Genomic DNA, 22,296 nt, shown 5'->3' with positions numbered 1-22,296 from the left:
GCTCCCCGTTCCGACAGCGGTCGCGCCCCGCTACTCCCCAGTCACGCTACGCTCACCTGGATTCCGGCCCAGAAAGATGTCCCCCCGCACGTCACAGCAGAACGGCTCAAGGGAACGCATGCCCCAGCACACCTCCGGGTCTGACCGCGCGGCGGCGCCCCCCGCTGCCCGGGGCGCCGTGCGGCCCCCCGCGCCCACGTCTCTCGACGAGCTGTGGCGGTCGTACAAGACCACGGGCGACGGCCGGCTGCGGGAGCAGTTGATCCTGCACTACTCACCCCTGGTGAAGTACGTCGCGGGCCGGGTGAGCGTGGGACTGCCGTCCAACGTCGAGCAGGCCGACTTCGTCTCCTCCGGCGTCTTCGGCCTGATCGACGCGATCGAGAAGTTCGACATCGAGCGGTCGATCAAGTTCGAGACCTACGCGATCACCCGCATCCGCGGCGCGATGATCGACGAACTCCGTGCCCTGGACTGGATCCCCCGCTCCGTACGGCAGAAGGCGAGGGCCGTCGAACGCGCCTACGCCACGCTGGAGGCGCAGCTGCGCCGGACGCCCTCCGAGAGCGAGGTCGCCGCCGAGATGGGGATCGCGCTGGAGGAACTGCACGCCGTTTTCAGCCAGTTGTCGCTGGCGAACGTGGTGGCGCTGGAGGAACTGCTGCACGTCGGCGGCGAGGGCGGCGACCGGCTCAGCCTGATGGACACCCTGGAGGACACCGCCGCCGACAATCCGGTGGAGGTCGCCGAGGGGCGCGAGCTGCGGCGGCTGCTCGCCCGCGCGATCAACACGCTCCCCGACCGGGAGAAGACGGTGGTCACGCTCTACTACTACGAGGGGCTCACGCTCGCCGAGATCGGCAACGTCCTGGGCGTCACCGAGAGCCGGGTCAGCCAGATCCACACCAAGTCCGTCCTGCAACTGCGGGCGAAGCTGGCCGACGTCGGGCGCTGACGGCGGGCGGGTGCCGCGGGATCCGTAGAGTGGAACCGTGCCCAGGATTCGAGCGGCCTCCGTGGCCGAGCACCGGACGATGCAGCGAGGCGCCCTGCTGGACGCCGCACGCTCCCTCCTGTCGGAAGGCGGCACGGACGCGCTGACCTTCCCCGCCCTCGCCGAACGCACGGGCCTCGCCCGGTCCTCGGTCTACGAGTACTTCCGCTCCCGCGCGGCCGTGGTCGAGGAGCTGTGCACCGTCGACTTCCCGGTCTGGGCGGCGGAGGTCGAGGCGGCGATGGCGGGCGCGGGGTCGCCGGAGGCGAAGGTGGAGGCGTACGTACGAACGCAGCTCGCGCTGGTGGGCGACCGGCGCCATCGCGCGGTCGTCGCGATCTCCGCGAGCGAGCTGGACGCGGGCGCCCGGGAACAGATCCGCGCGGCGCACGGGGGCCTGGTCGCCATGATCGTCGAGGCGCTGTCGGAACTGGGCCAGTCGCGGCCACGGCTCGCCGCGATGCTGGTGCAGGGGGTGGTGGACGCGGCGGTGCGCCGCGTCGAGCTGGGCGATGCGCCGGTGGACGCCGCGGAGGTGGCGGTGGGGGTGGCGCTGAGGGGTGTTTGCGGCCCGGTGGGCGCGGGTTCTTGACTGTGGCCTCTGCCACGGTGTCCGTTGCGCTTACTGCTTGTCCTCAAGCGCCGGACGGGCTTGGTTTGGCGTCTGCCTGGTGCGCGGGCGCGGGTTACTGATGTCCTCAATCGCCGGACGGGCTGGGTGTGTCGTGGTGGCGGGGGGTGGGGCCTGCGGAGGTGCGTATGTCCGGACTGCATGTTTTACGGCGCCTCAGGAGCTCTGGACATTCACGGTAGTCATGCGCCACAAAACACGCTTTACGTCCGGACACACGCACCTCCTCCGACCCCACCCCCCTCACGCCGGACGGGAGACGCAACGACCCCCCGCTGCGGGGTGGGTCAGTTTCCGCCGGTGGGCGGTGCCGCTTACTGATGTCCTCAAACGCCGGACGGGCTGGATTTTGGCCTCTGCCCGGTGCCGGGTGCGGGTTACCGCGTCCTCAATCGCCGGACGGGCTGGAGTTGTCTTGGCGCGGGCGTGGAAGGGGGACGGGCAGGGGTCGTGTCCGGAACGTAGAGCGTGTTTTGTGTCGCGTGACTACCGGTGAACCAAACAAGGTCCCGAACGCGACGTAAAACATGCAGTGCAGGACACGACCCCTGCCCGGCCCCCGGCAACAACCCGCACCCAAACCACCGGCCCGCAGCGGGCACAATCAAGCCCGTCCGGCGATTGAGGACAATCAGTAAGCCGCACCCACCCGCACCGGGCAGAGGTACAACCAGGCCCGTCCGGCGCTTGAGGAACGCGGTCACCACCCGAACGTCGGGAGTAGCCGCAGCCGAGGCCGGGTCAGGAGCGACACCGGGTTCAGATACGCGTCGCCCCGGCGCAGGCCCCAGTGGACACACCCCCGCGCGCAATGGGACGGCGTTCCCGCCCGACGAGCCACCACCTCCCCCGCCCCCACCTCGTCGCCCCTCGCGACCAACGGGTCCACCGGCTCGTAGGTGATGCGGAGAGGAGGGTCGCCCGTGTTCGTCAGGGTGATGGAGACGACTCCCCGGCCCGCCACCCGGCCCGCGTACAGGACCCGGCCCGCCGCCGCGGCCCGTACCGCCGTACCGGGGGGCGCCGCCAGGTCCACCCCCCGGTGGCCGGGGCCGTACAGGGACGCGGGTGGGTCCCAGGGCCGCAGGACGGACGCCGGGGTCACCGGCCAGACCGCGCCCGGTCGCGGCGGGGTGGGCGGGCTGCCCGGCGGTGGTGCCGGGGCGGCGCCGGTGAGAGTGAGCAGGGTCAGCGTCAGCAGCAGCGTGGGGAACATGGGGCCAGACTGGCCCGGACAGCGCGGCCCGCGCTGATCATGGTCCCGATCTGTGGACGGCGGCCCCGTTGTGGATATCGCCGTCACTCGGCAGTGCGCGGGTCCCGTACACTTCATGTGGCGATCCGGGTCACCGGGTCGACTTCGCACGCCCCGCCAGCGGCCTCTTCGAGCCGCCGGCCGCGCTACTCGGTCCTCCGTGGCACAGCGCGTCGGGGCGTCAGGCGCATCCGCCGTCCGGCGGGTGCGACAACCGAGAGCCTCTAGGAGTACGGCCATGGCCGTCGTCACGATGCGGGAGCTGCTGGAAAGCGGCGTCCACTTCGGTCACCAGACCCGTCGTTGGAACCCGAAGATGAAGCGATTCATCTTCACGGAGCGCAACGGCATCTACATCATCGACCTGCTCCAGTCGCTGTCGTACATCGACCGCGCCTACGAGTTCGTCAAGGAGACCGTCGCCCACGGCGGCTCCGTCATGTTCGTCGGCACCAAGAAGCAGGCGCAGGAAGCGATCGCCGAGCAGGCGACGCGCGTGGGCATGCCCTACGTCAACCAGCGCTGGCTCGGCGGCATGCTGACCAACTTCTCCACCGTCTACAAGCGCCTCCAGCGTCTCAAGGAGCTTGAGCAGATCGACTTCGACGACGTGGCGGCCTCCGGCCTCACGAAGAAGGAGCTGCTCGTCCTCTCCCGCGAGAAGGCCAAGCTGGAGAAGACCCTCGGCGGTATCCGCGAGATGCAGAAGGTGCCCAGCGCCGTCTGGATCGTGGACACCAAGAAGGAGCACATCGCCGTCGGTGAGGCGCGCAAGCTCCACATCCCGGTCGTCGCGATCCTCGACACCAACTGCGACCCCGACGAGGTCGACTACAAGATCCCCGGCAACGACGACGCGATCCGCTCCGTCACGCTGCTCACCCGCGTGATCGCCGACGCCGTCGCCGAGGGCCTCATCGCCCGTTCCGGCGTGGCCACCGGTGACTCGAAGCCGGGCGAGAAGGCCGCCGGCGAGCCCCTCGCCGAGTGGGAGCGCGACCTCCTCGAAGGTGAGAAGAAGGACGACGCCGAGAAGCCCGCCGACGAGGCCGTCGCCGCCGAGGCCGCTCCGGCCGACGCCGACGTCCAGACCTCCGCCGAGACGGAGAAGGTCGCCGACGCCGAGCAGGTCGACGAGGCCGCCGCCCCGGCCGAGCCCGAGGCTGCCGCCCCGGCTGCGGACAACGAGCAGGCCTGACCTTCACCGGTTCGGTTGCTGACAGCGGGAGCTGGTGCCGTACCCCGGCGCCGGCTCCCCGCCGTCCACCCGTAGATCTTCGACTTCCGAGAGAGATTCACAGACATGGCGAACTACACCGCCGCTGACGTCAAGAAGCTCCGCGAGCTCACCGGCGCCGGCATGATGGACTGTAAGAAGGCCCTGGACGAGGCCGACGGCAACGTGGACAAGGCCGTCGAGCTGCTCCGCGTGAAGGGGCAGAAGGGCGTCGCCAAGCGCGAAGGCCGTTCGGCCGAGAACGGCGCCGTCGTCTCCCTCATCTCCGAGGACAAGACGTCCGGTGTGCTGGTCGAGCTGAAGTGCGAGACGGACTTCGTCGCGAAGAGCGAGAAGTTCCTCACCGTCGCCAACACGCTCGCCACGTTTGTCGCCTCGTCCCAGCCGGCCGACCTGGGTGTCCTGCTCGCCTCCGAGATCGAGGCCGGCAAGACCGTTCAGGCGTACGTCGACGAGGCCAACGCCAACCTCGGCGAGAAGATCGTCCTGGACCGCTTCGCGCAGTTCACCGGCGGTTACGTGGCCGCGTACATGCACCGCACCATGCCCGACCTCCCGCCGCAGGTGGGCGTCCTGGTCGAGCTGGACAAGGGCTCCGCGTCGGACGAGACGGCCGCCACGGCCGCCAAGGATGTCGCGCAGCACATCGCCGCCTTCGCGCCGAAGTACCTCACGCGTGAGGACGTCCCCGCCGACGTCGTCGAGAACGAGCGCCGCGTCGCCGAGGCCACCTCCCGCGAGGAGGGCAAGCCCGAGGCCGCCCTCCCGAAGATCGTCGAGGGTCGCGTCAACGGCTTCTTCAAGGACGTCGTCGTCCTGGAGCAGGCGTTCGCGAAGGACAACAAGAAGTCGGTCCAGAAGGTCCTGGACGAGGCCGGTGTCACCCTGAAGCGCTTCTCGCGCATCAAGGTCGGCATCTGAGTCCGTACCGCGTTCGACGCAGGACCCCGCTAGGGTCTTACGGAGTCGTCACACGCGAACGCGACGGACGACCGCAGATCTGACGAGGAGGCCATTGCCGCACGGGACACACCCCCACCGGCAATGGCCTTCGTCGTATGTACGAGGAGATCCCCATGAACAAGGGCGCGGACGCCACCCAGTCTGCCGACGGCAAGGACCACACAGTGGGCAGCGGCGACCCGGCCAAGGGCGCCGGCCGCTTCATGCTCAAGCTGTCCGGTGAGGCGTTCGCCGGCGGGGGCGGCCTCGGCGTCGACCCCGACGTCGTACACGCCATCGCCCGTGAGATCGCGGCCGTCGTACGGGACGGTGCCCAGATCGCGATCGTCCTCGGCGGCGGAAACTTCTTCCGCGGCGCCGAACTCCAGCAGCGCGGCATGGACCGGGCCCGCTCCGACTACATGGGCATGCTCGGTACGGTCATGAACTGCCTGGCCCTCCAGGACTTCCTGGAGAAGGAGGGCATCGACTCCCGCGTCCAGACGGCCATCACCATGGGCCAGGTCGCGGAGCCGTACATCCCGCTGCGCGCCGTACGGCACCTGGAGAAGGGCCGCGTCGTGATCTTCGGCGCGGGCATGGGCATGCCGTACTTCTCCACCGACACCACCGCCGCCCAGCGCGCCCTGGAGATCGACGCCGAGGCGCTGCTGATGGGCAAGAACGGGGTGGACGGGGTCTACGACTCCGACCCCAAGACCAACCCGAGCGCGGTCAAGTTCGACGCGCTGGAGTACAGCGAGGTCATCGCCAAGGACCTGCGGGTCGCCGACATGACCGCGATCACGCTGTGCCAGGACAACAAACTGCCGATCCTCGTCTTCGAATTGCTGACCGAGGGCAATATCGCGCGCGCGGTCAAGGGTGAGAAGATCGGCACGCTCGTGAGCGACCAGGGCACCCGGAGCTGAGTCGCGCGGGACACACCGCGGGACACTTGATCCGTACGGCCCCGCACGGGGATGGACAAAGCCCTGACGGTCGGACACCGTGCAGGGCAGGACGCGACGCAGGATCCGCCAGGACCGGTAGCAGGCCCGGCCCACTCAAGACACGCAGGAGCAAGTGGTGATCGAAGAGACCCTCCTCGAGGCCGAGGAGAAGATGGAGAAGGCCGTCCTGGTCGCCAAAGACGACTTCGCCGCGATCCGCACAGGGCGGGCGCACCCGGCGATGTTCAACAAGATCGTGGCGGACTACTACGGTGCGACGACCCCGATCAACCAGCTGGCGTCGTTCTCCGTACCCGAGCCGCGCATGGCCGTCGTGACGCCGTTCGACAAGAGCGCCCTGCGCAACATCGAGCAGGCGATCCGCGACTCCGACCTCGGGGTCAACCCGAGCAACGACGGCAATATCATCCGGGTGGTCTTCCCCGACCTGACCCAGGAGCGCCGCAAGGAGTACATCAAGGTCGCCAGGACCAAGGCCGAGGACTCGAAGGTCTCGATCCGCGCCGTGCGCCGCAAGGCCAAGGAGACGATCGAGAAGCTCGTGAAGGACGGCGAGGTCGGCGAGGACGAGGGCCGCCGCGCCGAGAAGGAGCTCGACGACACCACCGCGAAGTACGTGTCGCAGGTGGACGAGCTGCTCAAGCACAAGGAAGCCGAGCTGCTCGAAGTCTGATGAACGACTCTTCCTGGGGTTCCCCGCCGACCGCCGACCTCTGGGGACAGCCCGACCAGGGGGCCGGCCCGGCGGGTCCCGCCTACGATGAGCCTGCCGCACAGCAGACTCGGCCCATGCCCATCGTGCCCGACGGACCCGCCCACGGCGGGGGCCAGGACAACGACCGGGGGGCGGCGCGGCCGGGCGGCCCCCTGTTCCGCGACCAGATCCCTCAGGAGCCCATGTCCGCGCCCCCGCCACCCCCGCCGAAGAAGCGGGCGGGCCGTGACCTGCGTGCGGCCATAGGGGTCGGCGTCGGACTCGGTGTGGTGGTCGTGGCCTCGCTCTTCATCGTCAAGGCCGCCTTCGTCGGGGTCGTCGCGGTCGCCGTCGTGGTCGGGCTGTGGGAGCTGACCTCCCGCCTCCACGAGAAGAAGGGCATCAAGGCCCCGCTCGTCCCGCTGGCCGTCGGCGGCGCCGCGATGGTCGTCGCCGGATACGCGCGCGGGGTCGAGGGTGCCTGGGTCGCGATGGCCCTGACCGCGCTCGCCGTCCTGGTGTGGCGGATGACCGAGGAGCCCGAGGGGTATCTGCGGGACGTCACGGCCGGGGTGTTCGCCGCGTTCTACGTCCCGTTCCTGGCCACCTTCGTCGCGCTGATGCTCACCGCGGACGACGGCGCCCGGCGCGTGCTGCTGTTCCTGCTGCTGACGGTGGTCAGCGACACCGGCGCGTACGCCGTCGGCTGGCGCTTCGGCACCCACAAGCTCGCGCCGCGCATCAGCCCCGGCAAGACCCGGGAAGGGCTGCTCGGAGCGGTCGCCTTCGCGATGGTCGCGGGCGCCCTCTCCATGCAGTTCATGATCGACGACGGCGTCTGGTGGCAGGGTCTGCTGCTCGGCATCGCGGTCGCCGCCAGTGCCACCCTCGGTGACCTGGGCGAATCCATGATCAAGCGCGACCTCGGCATCAAGGACATGGGGACGCTGCTGCCGGGCCACGGCGGCATCATGGACCGGCTCGACTCCCTGCTGCCCACCGCGCCGGTGGTCTGGCTGCTGTTGGTGATCTTCGTCGGCTCGGGGTGAGCCGCACCGGTACTCTTGAAGGGCTCGCCACTCACCGGTGGCGAGCCCTTTTGGTCCCCGCGCCCCGCGCGGGGCTGATCCCGTGAGGTCTCCCGGCACCGGCAACGTGGTGCCGCTCTTCCCCGTGGCACCGGGGAGCGGGCCTCGCCGCACCGAGGAGACTTGCGTTCATGGCCCCGCCGACCCCCGGAGAACTCACTTTTGTCGCGCCCCGCGGAGCCAAGAAGCCGCCGCGGCACCTCGCCGACCTCACCCCCGCCGAGCGCCGTGAGGCCGTCGCCGCGACAGGCGAGAAGCCCTTCCGCGCCCAGCAGCTGTCCCAGCACTACTTCGCGCGCTACGCGCACGACCCCGAGCAGTGGACCGACATCCCCGCCGGGGCGCGGCAGAAGCTCGCGGCGGAGCTGCTGCCCGACCTGATGTCCGTCGTACGGCACATCTCCTGCGACGACGACACGACCCGTAAGACCCTGTGGCGCCTCCACGACGGCACGCTGGTCGAGTCCGTGCTCATGCGCTACCCGGACCGGGTCACCATGTGCATCTCGTCCCAGGCGGGCTGCGGGATGAACTGCCCCTTCTGCGCGACCGGCCAGGCCGGACTCGACCGCAACCTGTCCACCGCCGAGATCGTGCACCAGATCGTCGACGGCATGCGCGCCCTGCGCGACGGCGAGGTGCCCGGAGGTCCCGCGCGGCTCTCGAACATCGTCTTCATGGGCATGGGCGAGCCGCTCGCCAACTACAACCGGGTGGTCGGCGCGATCCGCCGGCTCACCGACCCCGAGCCCGACGGCCTCGGCATCTCGCAGCGCGGGATCACCGTCTCGACGGTCGGCCTGGTCCCGGCGATGCTGCGCTTCGCCGACGAGGGCTTCAAGTGCCGCCTCGCGGTCTCGCTCCACGCGCCCGACGACGAGCTGCGCGACACCCTCGTACCGGTCAACACCCGCTGGAAGGTGCCGGAGGTGCTGGACGCGGCGTGGGAGTACGCGGCGAAGTCCGGCCGCCGGATCTCCATCGAGTACGCCATGATCCGGGACATCAACGACCAGGCGTGGCGGGGCGACCGGCTGGGCCGGCTGCTCAAGGGCAAGCGGGTGCACGTCAACCTGATCCCCCTCAACCCGACCCCGGGCTCCAAGTGGACGGCCTCGCGCCCCGAGGACGAGAAGGCCTTCGTCGAGGCGATCGCACGGCACGGCGTGCCGGTGACCGTACGCGACACCCGCGGCCAGGAGATCGACGGAGCGTGCGGACAGCTGGCCGCTTCCGAACGCTGAGGGGCAGCTGTGTAATCTGGCTTTGAACAACAGATTTTCCGTACGACACATATTCCGACAGGGGAGCGCCACAGCGCTGAGAGTGCGATACGGATCCGGCTCCACGAGCGGACACCGGTCGCAGACCCTCTGAACCTTGCCCAGGTCATTCTGGGTAGGAAGTTCGGACATCACTCAAGCTGTTGCGCCCTGCCCGGCGCCCGGCCCGCGTCCGTCGCGGCAGGGAGCCGGGCAGGGCCGCGTCTTCTCCTGGACTTCCCAGGAGGAAAACCAGTGCTGCGTATCACTCACGCAAGAAGAACAGCGGGCCTCGCGCTCGTCGCCGCGCTCGGGGTCTCGACCCTCGCCGCCTGCGGCGGATCCGACGGTACGGAGTCGTCCGGCGGCGACGGGGGCGGGACGAAGTCCAAGACCGTCACCCTCGTCAGCCACGACTCGTTCAACGCCTCGCCCGCCGTGCTCAAGGCGTTCACCAAGGAGACGGGCTACACGGTCAAGGTCCTCAAGAGCGGGGACGCCGGCGAGGCGCTCAACAAGGAGATCCTCACCAAGGGCTCCCCGCAGGGCGACGTCTTCTTCGGCGTGGACAACACCCTCCTCTCCCGCGCCCTCGACAACGGTCTGTTCACGCCCTACCAGGCGAAGGGACTCGACCGGGTCGCCGCCGACACGCGGCTCGACGCGGCGAAGAACCGGGTCACCCCGATCGACACCGGTGACATCTGCGTCAACTACGACAAGAAGTACTTCGCGGACAAGAAGCTCGCGCCCCCGCAGAGCTTCGACGACCTGATCAAGCCGGAGTACAAGAACCTGCTCGTCACCGAGAACGTGGCGACGTCCTCGCCCGGCCTCGGCTTCCTGCTCGGTACGGTCGCCCACTCCGGCGACTCCGGCTGGCAGGACTACTGGAAGAAGCTCAAGGCCAACGGCGTCCAGGTCGTGGACAGCTGGGAGCAGGCCTACAACGAGAGCTTCTCCGGATCGGCCGGCGGCAAGAAGGCCAACGGGGACCGCCCGCTCGTCGTCTCGTACGCCTCCAGCCCGCCCGTCGAGGTGCTGTACTCCGAGCCGCGGCCCAAGGTCGCGCCGACCGGCGTCGCCACCGGCACCTGCTTCCGGCAGATCGAGTTCGCGGGCCTGCTCGGCGGCGCGAAGAACGAGGCCGGCGGCAAGGCGCTGCTGGACTTCCTGATCAGCGACCGGTTCCAGGCGGACATGCCGCTGAACATGTTCGTGAACCCGGTGGTCAAGGCCGTCCCGCTGCCCCCGCTGTTCACCGAGTTCGGCGCGACCGCCGACCGGCCGGAGACGGTGGCGCCCGACAAGATCGCCGCCAACCGGGAGCAGTGGATCCAGACGTGGACCTCACTCGTAGTGAAGTAGTCCGCGAGCGCGAGCCGGATCGCCGGGCCGTACGGGCACACGCCGTACGGCTCGGCCTCATGGCCGTGCCCGTCGTGTTCTTCGCGGTCTTCTTCGCCTATCCCGTGACCGCGATCGTCGGCCGCGGGCTGCGGACCGGTGGCGTCTGGCAGTTCGGCCGCGTCGGTGACGTGCTGAGCCGCCCCGACATCCTCGACGTCCTGTGGTTCACGACCTGGCAGGCCCTCGCCTCCACGGCGCTCACCCTGGTCGTCGCCCTGCCCGGCGCGTACGTCTTCGCGCGCTTCGACTTCCCCGGCAGACAACTGCTCCGGGCGGTTGTCACCGTGCCGTTCGTCCTGCCGACCGTCGTGGTCGGTACGGCCTTCCTGGCCCTGCTCGGGCGCGGCGGACTCCTCGACGAACTGTGGGGCGTCCGGCTCGACACCACCGTCTGGGCCATCCTCCTCGCCCACGTCTTCTTCAACTACGCGGTGGTCGTACGGACCGTCGGCGGCCTGTGGTCGCAGCTCGACCCGCGCCAGGAGGAAGCCGCGCGGGTGCTCGGCGCGAGCCGCCTCGCGGCCTGGTGGCGCGTGACCCTGCCCGCCCTCGGCCCCGCCGTCGCGGCCGCCGCCCTGATGGTCTTCCTCTTCACCTTCACCTCCTTCGGCGTCGTGCAGATCCTCGGCGGTCCCGCGTACTCCACGCTGGAGGTGGAGATCTACCGGCAGACCGCGCAACTCCTCGACCTGCCGACCGCCGCCGTGCTCACCCTCGTCCAGTTCGCCGCCGTCGGCGCCATCCTGGCGCTGCACGCCTGGACCGTGCGGCGGCGGGAGGCCGCGCTGCGCCTGGTCGACCCGGCGCTGACGGCGCGCCGCCCGAAGGGGCCGGGGCAGTGGACGCTGCTCCTCTGCGTACTCGGTGTGGTCCTCGTCCTGATCCTGCTGCCGCTCGGGGTGCTGGTCGAGCGCTCCTTCGACGGCCCCGGCGGGTACGGCTTCACCTTCTACCGGGCGCTCACGTCCGTGGGGACGAGCGGCACCTTCCTCGTCCCGCCGCTGGACGCGGTACGGAACTCCCTGGAGTACGCGGTGGTCGCGACGGCGATCGCGCTGCTCGTGGGCGGGCTGGCCGCCGCCGCGCTGACCCGGCGCGCGGGCCGGCTCGTCCGCGGGTTCGACGCCCTGCTGATGCTGCCGCTCGGCGTCTCGGCGGTGACCGTCGGCTTCGGCTTCCTGATCACTCTCGACAAGCCGCCGCTGGACCTGCGGGCGTCCTGGATCCTGGTGCCGCTCGCGCAGGCGCTGGTCGGGGTGCCCTTTGTCGTACGGACCATGCTGCCCGTGCTCCGGGCGGTGGACGGACGGCTGCGCGAGGCGGCGGCGGTGCTGGGCGCGTCGCCGCTGCGGGCCTGGCGCGAGGTCGATCTCCCTTTGGTACGGCGGGCGCTGCTCGTCGCGGCCGGGTTCGCCTTCGCGGTCTCGCTCGGCGAGTTCGGCGCGACGGTCTTCATCGCCCGACCCGACCGGCCGACGCTGCCGGTGGCCGTGGCGCGGCTGCTGGGCCGGCCCGGGGAGCTCAACTACGGGCAGGCGATGGCCCTGAGCACCGTCCTGATGGTGGTGTGCGCGGTGTCGCTGCTCGTGCTCGAACGTATCCGTACCGACCGCTCGGGGGAATTCTGATGACGCTGCTCAGCCTCGCGGGGGTGACGGTACGGTTCGGCGACCGCAAGGCGCCGCGAACGGCGCTCGACGCGGTCGATCTGGAGATCGCCGAGCACGAGATCGTGTGTGTGCTGGGGCCGAGCGGCAGCGGCAAGTCGACGCTGCTGCGGGTGGTCGCGGGGCTCCAGGAGGTCGACGGCGGACGGGTGTCGCTCGACGGCGCGGACCAGGCGGGGGTGCCGGTGCACCGGCGGGGGGTGGGCCTGATGTTCCAGGACCATCAGCTCTTCCCGCAGCGTGACGTGGGCGGCAATGTCGCCTTCGGGCTGCGGATGCGGGGGGTTTCGCGGGACGAACAGGCCCGGCGCGTGGAGGAGTTGCTCGACCTCGTCGGGCTCCCGGGGGCTCGTGGCCGGGCCGTCTCCTTGCTCTCGGGCGGTGAGCAGCAGCGGGTCGCGCTGGCGCGGGCGCTGGCCCCTAGCCCCCGGCTGCTGATGCTGGACGAGCCGCTGGGTCAGCTCGACCGGAGCCTGCGGGAGCGGCTGGTCGTCGAACTGCGTTCGCTGTTCGGGCGGTTGGGGACGACGGTGCTCGCGGTCACCCATGACCAGGGGGAGGCGTTCGCTCTCGCGGACCGGGTGGTGGTCATGCGCGATGGGCGTATCGCCCAGACCGGGACGCCGCTGGAGGTCTGGCAGCGGCCGGCGTCCGCGTTTGTGGCGCGCTTCCTGGGCTTTGACAATGTGGTGCCGGCGACGGTTGTGGGGGCGGTTGCGGATACGCCCTGGGGGCGGGTTCCGGTGCCGCCTGGTTCTGCGCAGGGCGCGGTGACGTTGCTGGTGCGGCCGGGTGGGGTCCGCCTGTCCCCCACGCCCGACCCGGCGGCGGCCGGGCTGCGCTGCACGGTCTCGGCGCGTACGTTCCGGGGGAGCCGGGTGGTTGTTGTGCTCCGGCCTGAGGCGGGGCCGCTGCTGGAGGCGGAGTGCGGGTTGCGCGAGGCGCCGGTGGAGGGGGGTGAGGTGGGCGTGACGTTCGGGGTGGACGAGGTGGTGGTGCTCGCGTCTGCCCGGTGACCGGTTGCGCGTGTTGCTTGTCCTTGCGCCGGACGGGCGTCTGCGCCCCGGTGGTGGGCGCGGGTTACTGATGTCCTCAATCGCCGGACGGGCTTGGGTTTGTCGTGGTGGCGGGGGGTGGGGCCTGCGGAGGTACGTATGTCCGGACTGCATGTTTTACGGCGCCTCAGGAACTCGTCCAGTTCACCGGTAGTCATGCGCCACAAAACACGCTTTACGTCCGGACACACGCACCTCCTCCGACCCCACCCCCCTCACGCCGAGGGTGAGCTCAACGACCCCCCGCTGCGGGGAGCGCCTGGCGCCCGGTGGGCGAGCGCGGCTTACTGATGTCCTCAAACGCCGGACAGGCTGGAGTGTGCCCCTCCGCGGTGCGCGGGTGCGGCTTACCGATGTCCTCAATCGCCGGACGGGCTGGATTTTGGCCTCTGCCCGGTGCCGGGTGCGGGTTACCGCGTCCTCAAACGCCGGACGGGCTTGATTTGCCTTGACGCGGGCGTGGAAGGGGGACGGGCAGGGGTCGTGTCCGGAACGTAGAGCGTGTTTTGTGTCGCGTGACTACCGGTGAACTAAACGAGGTCCCGAACGCGACGTAAAACATGCAGTGCAGGACACGACCCCTGCCCGGCCCCCGGCGACAACCCGCGCATACGCAACCGGCCCGCAGCGGGCACAACCAAGCCCGTCCGGCGATTGAGGACAATCAGTAAGCCGCGCCCGCGCCCCGGGCAGACGCACAAACAAAGCCCGTCCGGCGATTGAGGACAACAAGAACCGCAACCCGGTCACCGAGAACGCGCGCCACCCGCCAGGCGGGACAGCGCCGCCGGGACCTCCTCGACGGAGTCCACGAGGGCGATCCGCGGCTCCATGGACCGGCGCCGCGCGAGCGACAACAGCAGCGGCCACGCCGGCAACCGCTCCGTCCAGTGCTCCCGGTCCACCAGGACCATCGGCGTCGGCTCGCCCCGTGACTCGTAATAGTTCGGCGTCGCGTTGTCGAAGATCTCCTGGACCGTTCCCGCCGCGCCCGGCAGGAAGATCACGCCCGCGTTGCACCGGGCCAGCAGCCCGTCCTCGCGGGTGGCGTTGGCGAAGTACTTGGCGATGTGCGCGGCGAACGCGTTCGGCGGCTCGTGGCCGTAGAACCAGGTCGGGATACCCACCGACTCCTCGCCCTTGGGCCACCGCGCCCGCACGTCGAACGCCGCCTGGGCCCAGTCGGAGACGGACGGGACGAACGACGGGGTCTCGGCCAGGAGTTCGAGGGCCTCGTCCAGCATGTCGTCGGGGTGGGGCGCCGCGTAAGCGCCCAGGTTCGCCGCCTCCATCGCGCCCGGCCCGCCCCCGGTCGCGACGGTCAGCCCGGAACGGGTCAGCGCACGGCCCAGACGCGCCGCCCCCGCGTACGCGTCCGTGCCACGGGCCATCGCGTGGCCGCCCATCACGCCCACCACCCGCGCCCCGAACAGCAGTTCGTCCAGGGCGTCGGAGATCGCGTCGTCGTGCACCGAGCGCAGCATGGAGGCGAAGATGTCGCCGTCCGACTTGGTGCGCTGGAACCACGCGTAGGCCCGCGCGTCCGGCGTGGCGTCGTACCCGTGGTCCGCGAGCCCGTCGAAGAGGTGGTCGGGGGAGTAGAGCAGCCCCCGGTACGGGTCGAAGGGGAGGTTCGGCACCGGCGGGAACACCATGGCCCCGTCGGCGCGGACCTTGGCCAGGGCGGCGGCCTCCATGGGGCAGCCGAGGAAGACGGCGCCGGAGGTGTCGGTGGCGATCAGGGTGTCCGTACGGCCGGTCAGGTCCACGGACTGGAGCCGGAAGCCGTCGAGCTTCCCGCCGGTTTCGACGATTCTGCGGTCGAACTCGTCGAGGGTCTCTATCTCCCGGTCCGTCGGCTGCGGTTGGAGGTCATCGCCATTCACCATGGCGTCACGATAGCGGCCGGTCCTTCACACCGTCCGCCCCGCCCGCACTCAGTGCCGCCCCGCCTCCCGCGCCCGCTCCACGGCGGCGCGCGGCCCCTCCGTGAAGGGGTCGCCGTGCCCGGGCAGGACAAGCGCCCCGGCCGGACCGGACAGCAGTTCCAGCGAGGCGAGGGCGGCGGCGCTGTTGTGGGTGAACCCGCGTGCGACGAGCGTCGGCCCGGTGTGACCGGTGAGGCCGTCGTACGTGACCAGCGCATCGCCGGTGAAGAGCAGCCCGCGCTCCGCGAAGAGGTAGGCGGTGCTCCCCGGGGTGTGGCCGGGCACGGGAACGGCCCGCGGGCCGCCGGGCAGCGTGGCGGGCAGCCCGGCCGTACCGAAGCTGTGTGCCTTCTCGACCGCCGGGGCCGTGAACGCGCCCCCGCGCGCCAGGTGCAGCGGGGCGCCGAGCGCGGCGGGCCGCCGCAGCAGGTACGGCAGCAGGCTCCGCTCCGGTTCGGCGTGCCGCATCGCGCTGCGGGGCCCGTCGCCCAGGGCCGCGGCGTCCCTCTCCTCGATCCAGATCCCGGCGCCCGCCCGGCGCAGCCGCTCGGCCAGGCCGGTGTGGTCCGGGTGGGCGTGGGTGAGGAGGACGGCCCGGATGTCCCCGGGCGTGCGGCCGAGCCGCTCCAGGACGGCCTGGAGTCCGTCGAAGTGGCGGGGGAGTCCGGTGTCGACGAGCGTGAGGCCGTCCTCGTGCTCGACCAGGTAGAAGTTGACCGTGCGGTCGCCGAGGCGGTGGACGCCCGGGGCGATCTCGGTGCGGTGGGGCGTCGGCTTCGCCATGGATCCTCCTGGGGATATTTTCATTACAGTTCACTGTACTGAATCTCGAACGAAGGAGGCGGCCGTCCGATGACCCGGCCCTACGACTCCACCCGCCGCCGCGCCTCCGCCCGCCACAACCGGGGTGTGATCCTCGACGCCTGCCGGGAGCTGCTGTTCCGGGACGGCTACCGGGCCACCACCGTCCGCGCCGTCGCCGAGCGGGCCGGGGTCTCGCCCGAGACCCTCTACAAGACGTTCGGCAGCAAGGCACAGCTCATGAAGGCGCTGTGGGACGTCACCCAGGCCGGTGACGACGAACCCCTCACCCTGGCCGAGCGGCCCGTCCTCCAGGAGGTGCTGCGCACCCGCGACCCGTACACAAAACTCAGGCTCTACGCGGGGTTCGTGCGGGGCGTCCACGAACGGCTCGCCCCGCTCTTCACGCTGCTGACATCGGCCAGCGGTGAGGTGGCCGAGCTGCTGGCCGGGGCGGAGGAGGAGCGGCTCACGGGGATCACGGCCTTTGTCGGGCACCTCGCGAGCGTGGACGTGCTCCCCGCCGGTGCGGACCGCGCGTACCTCGTGGACGCGTGCTGGGTCCTCACCGGACCCGACCTCTTCCAGCGGTTCACGGTCGCGCGCGGCCGGCACGCGGACACGTACGAGAAGTGGCTGGCGGACACACTGTCCGCGACGCTGCTCCCCGGCGTCGGCCCGGCGTGACCCTCAGACCGTCAGGGGGACCGCCGCCAGGGACGCCACCGCCCAGGTCAGCGGTACGAAGACCGCGAGCAGGGTCGCGGTCCGTACCGCCGCCGCCGTGCGGAGCATCGCCGCCGGGGCGCCCTGCCGTACCAGCTGTTCCGTCGTCGTCGCCCGCGCCTGGCGGGATTCCAGCGCGGCCGTGAGCAGGGTCGCCACCGTGCAGCCGATGACCAGCCCCGCGCCCAGCCCGGTCAGCGGGCCGAAGGGCCGTTCGCCGCCGGGCCCGTACAGGCTCGCCGCCGCGAACGCGCCGGAGACCACCGCGCACAGCACGCCCAGCGGACGGCCGATCCGCCCCGCCTCGGTCATCAGCGTGCGGCCCGCCAGCAGCCGGACCGCGCCGGGGCGCAGCGTCTGGAGCAGCCAGCCGCACAGGTGGGTGATGCCGGGCCCGGCCAGCGCGAGGCCGACGGCGGTCAGCGCCCAGCCCGCCAGTACGCCGGCCGAGCCGCCGTCGAAGCGGCCGGGCAGCGGCAGCGCGCCCGCGTTCCCGTTCCGGCTCGCGTACGTCTCCACCGCGAGGCCCGCCGCCGCGAGCGCGAACCCCCACGGCAGGCCGCCCGGCGCGGACGTCGGTGCGAAGGCGTCGGGCCGCCTGGGCTTCTCCCCGCCCGCGTCCGCCGCCTCCGTACCGCCTGCGGACCGGTCGGCCACGGAGAGGGTGGGGCGCGGTCGCAGTGCCAGTCCCGCGGCGACGGTCGCCAGCAGCGGCGCCGCCGCCAGCAGGGTCAGCGCCGCGCCCAGCGGCAGTGGCCGGTCGGCGGAGAGCAGGTCGGCCGCGTCGCCGTCGAACGGCATGCCCGTCAGATCGCCGCGCAGGTGCAGGAAGACGAGCAGCGCCACCGCGCTGCCGAGGGTGGTGGCCACGGCCGTCGACGCGACGGCCAGCACCGTGAGCCGTGCCGGGCCCAGGCCGACCGCGGACAGTCCGCGGCGGGGCCGGGTGCTCGGGTCGGTCCTGGCCACCGCCACCGCGAACTGGACGGTGGCGGCCAGCGGGACCAGGCACCACAGCAGCCGCAGATAGGACCCGGCCGGATGGCCGAGGGCCCAGCCGAGCGTGCACAGCAGCAGGAAACCGACCCCGGCGGAGGCCGCGGCGACCAGCAGCCGGCGCAGCAGGACCAGCGGGTGGGTGCCGCGGGTCAGACGGAGAGAGAGCACGCGTCCTGGCCTTCCGCCTCGGACGGCTGGAGGGAGCCCACCCGCCGGCCGTCGAGCAGCGAGACCGTACGGTCGGCGAGGGTCGCGACCTCCGCGTCCAGGGTCGCCAGCACCACCGTGATGCGGTGCGAGCGGGCGGCGGTGGTCAGCGTACGGAGCACCTGGGCCCGGTCCGCCTGGTGCAGGGGCGCGGTCGGTTCGTCGGCGAAGAGCACCGACGGCTTGGTCACCAGGGCCCGCGCGACGGCGACCCGCTGGCGCTGGCCCTGGAGCAGGGCGTGCGGTCGTTTACGGGCGCACGCGCCGATGTCCAGGCGCTCCAGCCACTCCATCGCGGCGGTCTTGGCCGCGCGGTGGCCGGCGCCGCGCATCAGCAGGGGCAGGGCCGCGTTCTCCCAGGCGCTCAGCTCGGGGACGAGGCACGGCTCCGGGTCGATCCAGCTGAAGCGGTCGCGGCGCAGGCGTTCGCGCAGGACCGCGTTCATGGTGTGCACGGGCGAGCTGTTGAACCAGACCTCGCCCTGGTCCGGCACCAGTTGGCCGGACAGACAGCGCAGCAGCGTCGACTTGCCGCTGCCGCGCGGGCCGTTCACAGCGAGGATGTCGCCCTCGCGCACGCCCAGCGAGACACCGGTGAGGGCGGGCGAGCCGTTGTGGGAGTAGTGCAGGGAACGAGCCCAGAGCACGTCGTTGTCCGGCGGGGCCACCATGGCGCACACCTCCACCTCGGTCGGATCGGTCTCTCGGCACGGTAGGTAACCCGGACCGGGTGCGCGCACAGCACACGGCCCGGATGCCACCCTTCTCACTCGAAAGGGGTCACCCGGGCCGTCGATACGATCAGACGCTCAGCGCTATCAGATGCTCAGCGGTCGAGGGGATGATCAGAGCTTCGTCCACGCCTCCGTCAGCACCGACCGCAGGATCCCCTCGATCTCGTCGAACGTCGACTGGTCGGAGATCAGCGGGGGCGCCAGCTGGACCACCGGGTCCCCCCGGTCGTCGGCCCGGCAGTACAGGCCGCGGTCGAACAGCTCCTTGGAGAGGAACCCGTACAGGACACGCTCGGTCTCCTCGTCGGTGAACGTCTCCTTCGTCGCCTTGTCCTTCACCAGCTCGATGCCGTAGAAGAACCCGTTGCCGCGGACGTCGCCGACGATCGGCAGGTCGTGGAGCTTCTTGAGGGTGTCGAAGAACGCGCCCTCGTGGTCGAGGACGTGCTGGTTGAGGCCCTCGCGCTCGAAGATGTCGAGGTTGGCCAGGCCCACCGCCGCCGAGACCGGGTGGCCGCCGAACGTGTAGCCGTGCAGGAAGGTGTTGTCACCCTCGTAGAACGGTTCGGCGAGCCGGTCGGAGATGATGCAGGCGCCGATCGGGGAGTAGCCCGACGTCATGCCCTTCGCGCAGGTGATCATGTCGGGTACGTAGTCGAACTTGTCGCACGCGAACATCGTGCCGAGCCGCCCGAACGCGCAGATGACCTCGTCGGAGACGAGCAGCACGTCGTACTGGTCGCAGATCTCGCGGACCCGCCGGAAGTACCCGGGCGGCGGCGGGAAGCAGCCGCCCGCGTTCTGCACCGGCTCCAGGAAGACCGCCGCGACCGTCTCGGGGCCCTCGAAGAGGATCTCCTGCTCGATCTGGTCGGCGCACCAGCGGCCGTACGCCTCCGGGTCGTCCCCGAATATCGGCGCGCGGTAGATGTTGGTGTTGACGACCTTGTGCGCGCCGGGGACCAGCGGCTCGAAGGGCGCCTTGAGCGCGGGCAGTCCGGTGATGGACAGGGCGCCCTGCGGGGTGCCGTGGTAGGCCACCGCGCGGGAGATGACCTTGTACTTGGTCGGCTTGCCGGTCAGTTTGAAGTACTGCTTGGCGAGCTTCCAGGCGGTCTCGACCGCCTCACCGCCGCCCGTGGTGAAGAAGACCTTGTTGAGGTCGCCGGGCGCGTAGTGGGCCAGCCGCTCGGCCAGCTCCACCGCGTTCGGGTGGGCGTACGACCAGATCGGGAAGAACGCCAGCTCCTGCGCCTGCTTGTAGGCGGTCTCGGCCAGCTCGTGACGGCCGTGGCCGGCGTTGACCACGAACAGCCCGGAGAGGCCGTCGAGGTAGCGCTTGCCCGTGTCGTCGTAGATGTAGGTGCCCTCGCCCCGCACGATGGTGGGCACGGGTGCGTTCTTGTACGACGACATGCGGGTGAAGTGCATCCACAGGTGGTCGTACGCGGTCTTGGAGAGGTCCTTGCTCACGACTATCGGGTTCCCCACATGTAGGTCTGCTTCTTCAACTTGAGGTAGATGAAGCTCTCGGTGGAGCGCACGCCGGGGAGCGCGCGGATCCTTTTGTTGATCACTTCCAGCAGGTGTTCGTCGTCCTCGCAGACGATCTCCACCATCAGGTCGAAGGAGCCCGCGGTCATCACCACGTACTCGCACTCGTCCATCGCCGCCAGCGCGTCGGCCACCGCGTCCATGTCGCCCTCGACGTTGACGCCGACCATCGCCTGCCGCCGGAAGCCGACGGTGAGCGGGTCGGTGACGGCGACGATCTGCATCACGCCCTGGTCCAGCAGCTTCTGCACCCGCTGGCGCACGGCCGCTTCGGAGAGTCCGACGGCCTTGCCGATCGCCGCGTAGGAGCGCCGGCCGTCCTCCTGGAGCTGTTCGATGATCGCGAGGGACACGGCATCGATGGAGGCGGAGGATCCGTTCCCGCTCCTGGACTCTGGTCTGGGATCTGCGCTGCGACTGGCCACGCAGCTCACTGTGCACTGCGACTCGACCGTCCCGCAACCCTGTAGCGATGAAATTCGTTGTTACGGGACCCCAGGAGAACCGAATCCGAAGTTGATGGGGGTCGGGCCTGTCGAAAGCGTCGACCGAACGATTAGGCTGGGTGTCTCACCCACCGGACACCGGACATCTGACCGCAGGACAACAGGACATCTGACAGGAGGGTGGCAGTGACCACCGAACCGCGCCGTCTGCGTAACTACATCAACGGGGAGTTCCGGGACGCCGCCGACGGGCGGACCATCGAGGTGGTCAACCCGGCCACGGGCGAGGTGTACGCCACGTCGCCGCTCTCGGGCCAGGCCGACGTCGACGCCGCCATGGAGGCCGCCGCGGCCGCCTTCCCGGCCTGGCGCGACGCCACCCCCGCCGAGCGCCAGAAGGTCCTGCTCGCGATCGCGGACGCCGTCGAGGAGCGGGCGGAGGAGCTGATCGCGGCCGAGTCGGAGAACACGGGCAAGCCGCTGGAGCTGACCCGTACCGAAGAGATCCCGCCCATGGTCGACCAGATCCGCTTCTTCGCGGGCGCCGCCCGGATGCTCGAAGGCCGCTCGGCCGGCGAGTACATGGAGGGGCTGACCTCCTTCGTACGGCGCGAGCCCCTCGGCGTCGTCGCGCAGGTCGCGCCCTGGAACTACCCGATGATGATGGCCGTGTGGAAGTTCGCGCCCGCCCTCGCGGCCGGCAACACGGTGGTCCTCAAGCCGTCGGACACCACCCCCGCCTCGACGCTGCTCCTGGCCGAGATCATCGGCGCGATCGTCCCCAAGGGCGTCTTCAACGTCCTGTGCGGCGACCGGGACAGCGGCCGGCTGATGGTCGAGCACCCCACCCCGGCGATGGCGTCCATCACCGGTTCCGTACGGGCCGGCTCCCAGGTCGCCGCGTCGGCGGCCAAGGACGTCAAGCGGGTCCACCTGGAGCTGGGCGGCAAGGCGCCGGTCGTCGTGTTCGAGGACGTCGACATCGCGAAGGCCGTCGAGGACATCGCGGTGGCGGGATACTTCAACGCGGGCCAGGACTGTACGGCCGCCTGCCGGGTCCTCGTCCACGAGTCGATCCACGACGAGTTCGTGACGGCCCTCGCCAAGGCCGCCGCCGACACCAAGACGGGCGCGGCGGACGACGAGGACGTGCTCTACGGTCCGCTCAACAACGCGAACCAGCTCGCCCACGTCTCGGGCTTCATCGAGCGGCTGCCCGCGCACGCCAAGGTCCAGGCGGGCGGCCACCGCGTCGGTGACCAGGGGTACTTCTACGCCGCGACCGTCGTCTCCGGGCTCCGGCAGGACGACGAGATCGTCCAGCACGAGGTCTTCGGCCCCGTCATCACCGTCCAGTCCTTCACGGACGAGGAGCAGGCCGTGGAGTACGCGAACGGCGTCGACTTCGCCCTCGCGTCGTCCGTGTGGACGAAGGACCACGGCCGCGCGATGCGGATGTCGAAGGCGCTGGACTTCGGCTGTGTGTGGATCAACACGCACATCCCGCTGGTCGCCGAGATGCCGCACGGCGGGTTCAAGCAGTCCGGGTACGGCAAGGACCTCTCCGGGTACGGCTTCGACGACTACACCCGTATCAAGCACGTCATGACGTCGCTCGACAGCTGACGACAGCGGGGATCCGGCGTGGCGGTGAACGCCCGGTCGCGGGACGGCGACCGGGCGTTCGCCTGC

General features: G+C 70.7%; 20 protein-coding genes. 13 read left to right on the top strand and 7 right to left on the bottom strand.

The window, feature by feature from the left end; all coding sequences use genetic code 11:
- Positions 1-118: 118 nt before the first annotated feature.
- Together whiG and OG349_RS09880 are read left to right on the top strand one after the other, a co-directional pair.
- Complete coding sequence (gene whiG, locus OG349_RS09885) at positions 119-955, top strand: RNA polymerase sigma factor WhiG (RefSeq protein ID WP_161310885.1); 837 nt, start codon at positions 119-121, stop codon at positions 953-955.
- A 61-nt stretch (positions 956-1,016) separates the two neighbouring features.
- Positions 1,017-1,586 carry a TetR/AcrR family transcriptional regulator gene (locus OG349_RS09880; protein ID WP_327238511.1) on the top strand — a complete coding sequence of 190 codons (570 nt, stop codon included), beginning with the start codon at positions 1,017-1,019 and terminating at the stop codon, positions 1,584-1,586.
- Positions 1,587-2,325: 739 nt separating this feature from the next.
- On the opposite strand, the gene OG349_RS09875 is transcribed toward OG349_RS09880, so the two are convergent.
- Positions 2,326-2,841 carry a peptidoglycan DD-metalloendopeptidase family protein gene (locus tag OG349_RS09875; RefSeq protein WP_327234268.1) on the bottom strand — a complete coding sequence of 172 codons (516 nt, stop codon included), beginning with the start codon at positions 2,839-2,841 and terminating at the stop codon, positions 2,326-2,328.
- Between the two features lie 277 nt (positions 2,842-3,118).
- Here OG349_RS09875 and rpsB point away from each other — a divergent pair, with 277 nt between their 5' ends.
- The 9 genes from rpsB (at position 3,119) to OG349_RS09830 (ending at position 13,170) form a co-directional block, all read left to right on the top strand.
- Positions 3,119-4,078 (top strand): 30S ribosomal protein S2, encoded by a 960-nt coding sequence (gene rpsB / locus OG349_RS09870; protein WP_327234267.1) that lies wholly within the window; start codon positions 3,119-3,121, stop codon positions 4,076-4,078.
- A gap of 105 nt (positions 4,079-4,183) precedes the next feature.
- Complete coding sequence (tsf, locus tag OG349_RS09865; protein ID WP_327234266.1) at positions 4,184-5,038, top strand: translation elongation factor Ts; 855 nt, start codon at positions 4,184-4,186, stop codon at positions 5,036-5,038.
- A 155-nt stretch (positions 5,039-5,193) separates the two neighbouring features.
- Complete coding sequence (pyrH, locus tag OG349_RS09860; protein WP_327234265.1) at positions 5,194-5,991, top strand: UMP kinase; 798 nt, start codon at positions 5,194-5,196, stop codon at positions 5,989-5,991.
- Between the two features lie 157 nt (positions 5,992-6,148).
- Entirely contained in the window at positions 6,149-6,706 is a 558-nt protein-coding gene (gene frr, locus OG349_RS09855; RefSeq protein WP_161310366.1) for a ribosome recycling factor, read from the top strand.
- Positions 6,706-7,776, top strand: coding sequence for a phosphatidate cytidylyltransferase (locus OG349_RS09850; protein WP_327234264.1), 1,071 nt, complete (start codon positions 6,706-6,708; stop codon positions 7,774-7,776). Before frr ends, OG349_RS09850 begins: the two co-directional genes overlap by 1 nt.
- A gap of 170 nt (positions 7,777-7,946) precedes the next feature.
- On the top strand, positions 7,947-9,059 hold the full coding sequence (gene rlmN, locus OG349_RS09845) for a 23S rRNA (adenine(2503)-C(2))-methyltransferase RlmN (protein WP_327234263.1): 1,113 nt from the start codon (positions 7,947-7,949) through the stop codon (positions 9,057-9,059).
- 282 nt (positions 9,060-9,341) lie between these two features.
- Positions 9,342-10,445 (top strand): thiamine ABC transporter substrate-binding protein, encoded by a 1,104-nt coding sequence (locus OG349_RS09840; protein WP_327238510.1) that lies wholly within the window; start codon positions 9,342-9,344, stop codon positions 10,443-10,445.
- 59 nt (positions 10,446-10,504) lie between these two features.
- Positions 10,505-12,115 carry an ABC transporter permease gene (locus tag OG349_RS09835; protein WP_327238509.1) on the top strand — a complete coding sequence of 537 codons (1,611 nt, stop codon included), beginning with the start codon at positions 10,505-10,507 and terminating at the stop codon, positions 12,113-12,115.
- Positions 12,115-13,170: an ABC transporter ATP-binding protein gene (locus OG349_RS09830; RefSeq protein WP_327234262.1), complete on the top strand. Its 1,056-nt coding sequence runs from the start codon at positions 12,115-12,117 to the stop codon at positions 13,168-13,170. Before OG349_RS09835 ends, OG349_RS09830 begins: the two co-directional genes overlap by 1 nt.
- 785 nt (positions 13,171-13,955) lie before the next feature.
- Here OG349_RS09830 and OG349_RS09825 read toward each other — a convergent pair.
- Positions 13,956-15,098, bottom strand: coding sequence for an LOG family protein (locus tag OG349_RS09825; protein WP_327234261.1), 1,143 nt, complete (start codon positions 15,096-15,098; stop codon positions 13,956-13,958).
- A gap of 48 nt (positions 15,099-15,146) precedes the next feature.
- Positions 15,147-15,920 (bottom strand): MBL fold metallo-hydrolase, encoded by a 774-nt coding sequence (locus OG349_RS09820; protein WP_327234260.1) that lies wholly within the window; start codon positions 15,918-15,920, stop codon positions 15,147-15,149.
- A 69-nt stretch (positions 15,921-15,989) separates the two neighbouring features.
- On the opposite strand from OG349_RS09820, the gene OG349_RS09815 reads away from it, so the two are divergent.
- The gene (locus tag OG349_RS09815) at positions 15,990-16,625 is read left to right on the top strand and encodes a TetR/AcrR family transcriptional regulator (RefSeq protein WP_327234259.1); all 636 of its coding nucleotides are present in this window, start codon (positions 15,990-15,992) and stop codon (positions 16,623-16,625) included.
- A gap of 3 nt (positions 16,626-16,628) precedes the next feature.
- Here OG349_RS09815 and OG349_RS09810 read toward each other — a convergent pair whose 3' ends face one another.
- The 4 genes from OG349_RS09810 to OG349_RS09795 form a co-directional block, all read right to left on the bottom strand.
- Entirely contained in the window at positions 16,629-17,831 is a 1,203-nt protein-coding gene (locus tag OG349_RS09810) for a hypothetical protein (protein WP_327234258.1), read from the bottom strand.
- Positions 17,813-18,541: an ABC transporter ATP-binding protein gene (locus OG349_RS09805; RefSeq protein WP_327234257.1), complete on the bottom strand. Its 729-nt coding sequence runs from the start codon at positions 18,539-18,541 to the stop codon at positions 17,813-17,815. Before OG349_RS09805 ends, OG349_RS09810 begins: the two co-directional genes overlap by 19 nt.
- A gap of 174 nt (positions 18,542-18,715) precedes the next feature.
- Complete coding sequence (locus tag OG349_RS09800) at positions 18,716-20,095, bottom strand: aspartate aminotransferase family protein (RefSeq protein WP_327234256.1); 1,380 nt, start codon at positions 20,093-20,095, stop codon at positions 18,716-18,718.
- Positions 20,080-20,583: an Lrp/AsnC family transcriptional regulator gene (locus OG349_RS09795; protein WP_327234255.1), complete on the bottom strand. Its 504-nt coding sequence runs from the start codon at positions 20,581-20,583 to the stop codon at positions 20,080-20,082. Before OG349_RS09795 ends, OG349_RS09800 begins: the two co-directional genes overlap by 16 nt.
- A 207-nt stretch (positions 20,584-20,790) precedes the next feature.
- Here OG349_RS09795 and OG349_RS09790 point away from each other — a divergent pair, with 207 nt between their 5' ends.
- On the top strand, positions 20,791-22,230 hold the full coding sequence (locus tag OG349_RS09790) for a gamma-aminobutyraldehyde dehydrogenase (RefSeq protein WP_327234254.1): 1,440 nt from the start codon (positions 20,791-20,793) through the stop codon (positions 22,228-22,230).
- Positions 22,231-22,296 lie beyond the last annotated feature (66 nt).

The organism is Streptomyces sp. NBC_01317 (genome assembly GCF_035961655.1).
In the GTDB taxonomy this organism is placed as follows: Bacteria; Actinomycetota; Actinomycetes; order Streptomycetales; family Streptomycetaceae; genus Streptomyces.
Note: the sequence above shows the minus strand (reverse complement) of the source record. Positions and strands in the feature narration are given on the sequence as shown.

Excerpts from the sequence above, each read along its gene's own strand:
- whiG (WP_161310885.1), top strand. The coding sequence starts at position 119 with ATGCCCCAGCACACCTCCGGGTCTGACCGCGCGGCGGCGCCCCCCGCT.
- OG349_RS09875 (WP_327234268.1), bottom strand. The coding sequence starts at position 2,841 with ATGTTCCCCACGCTGCTGCTGACGCTGACCCTGCTCACTCTCACCGGC.
- rpsB (WP_327234267.1), top strand. The coding sequence starts at position 3,119 with ATGGCCGTCGTCACGATGCGGGAGCTGCTGGAAAGCGGCGTCCACTTC.
- tsf (WP_327234266.1), top strand. The coding sequence starts at position 4,184 with ATGGCGAACTACACCGCCGCTGACGTCAAGAAGCTCCGCGAGCTCACC.
- pyrH (WP_327234265.1), top strand. The coding sequence starts at position 5,194 with ATGAACAAGGGCGCGGACGCCACCCAGTCTGCCGACGGCAAGGACCAC.
- OG349_RS09850 (WP_327234264.1), top strand. The coding sequence starts at position 6,706 with ATGAACGACTCTTCCTGGGGTTCCCCGCCGACCGCCGACCTCTGGGGA.
- rlmN (WP_327234263.1), top strand. The coding sequence starts at position 7,947 with ATGGCCCCGCCGACCCCCGGAGAACTCACTTTTGTCGCGCCCCGCGGA.
- OG349_RS09835 (WP_327238509.1), top strand. The coding sequence starts at position 10,505 with ATGGCCGTGCCCGTCGTGTTCTTCGCGGTCTTCTTCGCCTATCCCGTG.
- OG349_RS09830 (WP_327234262.1), top strand. The coding sequence starts at position 12,115 with ATGACGCTGCTCAGCCTCGCGGGGGTGACGGTACGGTTCGGCGACCGC.
- OG349_RS09825 (WP_327234261.1), bottom strand. The coding sequence starts at position 15,098 with ATGGTGAATGGCGATGACCTCCAACCGCAGCCGACGGACCGGGAGATA.
- OG349_RS09820 (WP_327234260.1), bottom strand. The coding sequence starts at position 15,920 with ATGGCGAAGCCGACGCCCCACCGCACCGAGATCGCCCCGGGCGTCCAC.
- OG349_RS09815 (WP_327234259.1), top strand. The coding sequence starts at position 15,990 with ATGACCCGGCCCTACGACTCCACCCGCCGCCGCGCCTCCGCCCGCCAC.
- OG349_RS09805 (WP_327234257.1), bottom strand. The coding sequence starts at position 18,541 with ATGGTGGCCCCGCCGGACAACGACGTGCTCTGGGCTCGTTCCCTGCAC.